The following is a 990-nucleotide window of genomic DNA, read 5'->3' on the forward strand; positions in this document are numbered from 1 at the left end:
AGATCGCGTTCTATGAGCCTGGCAGCCCTGTCACGTTGTTTCCGACCAACGTCGACCAGTCGGCCGAGGTCAGCGGCCAGCAGCTGCCCTCTGGATCTGGAACGTCAGGCGGCCAATACGATTCAAACGGCCTGCCGTTTGGTGCCTCGGCGCGCGCGCCTGGTGCGTGGATTGGACCGTTCGCGGCCAACCCGGCCGGAACGCTGGCGCAGTCGCTCGCCGTCGATTTTGTCTTTGCGGCCGGCTGCTACACGGTAAACGGCAAGAATGGCTCTATCGGTTATTCTAACGTCGGACTGACCGCTGAATACGCGACCTGCGACAACGCCGGCGCGCAGACCGGGCCGTTTAATCCGCTGTTTTCGATCGTGCGGCAGTACGCCTCGCAGGCGCCGGTCCGTGACAGCGTCAAGGTCGACGTTGCGGCTGGCCGCTACCTGGTCCGCTTTCGCCGCGAGGACGCCGAGCTCGCCGGGACCGCCGGCAGTAACGCCGTGCTCTGGGCGGGCCTGCGGTCGTTCCTAAAGGGCAACAATTCGTTTCCCGACGTCTCGACGATCGCGATCCGGTTGAAGGCGTCGCAGTCGACGCAGGGCTCCTATAAGTTCGGCGTCCTCGGCACGCGCAAGGTGCCGGTTTGGAACGGCGCCGCCTTCGTGACGCAGGCGACCCGTAACCCGGCTTGGGCGTTTCTCGACGCCGTCACCAGCGGGCAGTATGGCTCGGGCCTCTCGATCGCCAAGGTCGATTTCAACGCCGTTGTAAATCATGCGGCCGGCTGCGATGCGCGCGGCGACACGTTCGATTATCGCTTTACGACGGCCGTCGCCGTGCCTGATGCGCTAAACAAGATCCTGGCGCCGTCGCGGGCGCAGCATTTCTGGCTCGGCGATACCGTGTCGATCGTCCGCGACGAGTGGCGCGACGTGCCGACCATGCTCCTGACCGATCGCGAGATCGTGCGGGATTCGATGCAGGTCAGTTTCACGA

The 990-nt window shown here is 64.5% G+C and carries 1 protein-coding gene; it reads left to right on the forward strand.

Annotation, left to right across the window (positions count from 1 at the left end; all coding sequences use genetic code 11):
- The coding region (locus tag AC628_RS44630; protein WP_245321610.1) for a host specificity factor TipJ family phage tail protein at positions 1–990 on the forward strand (990 nt) is incomplete at both ends.

Source organism: Bradyrhizobium sp. NAS96.2 (genome assembly GCF_001908235.1).
In the GTDB taxonomy this organism is placed as follows: domain Bacteria; phylum Pseudomonadota; class Alphaproteobacteria; order Rhizobiales; family Xanthobacteraceae; genus Bradyrhizobium.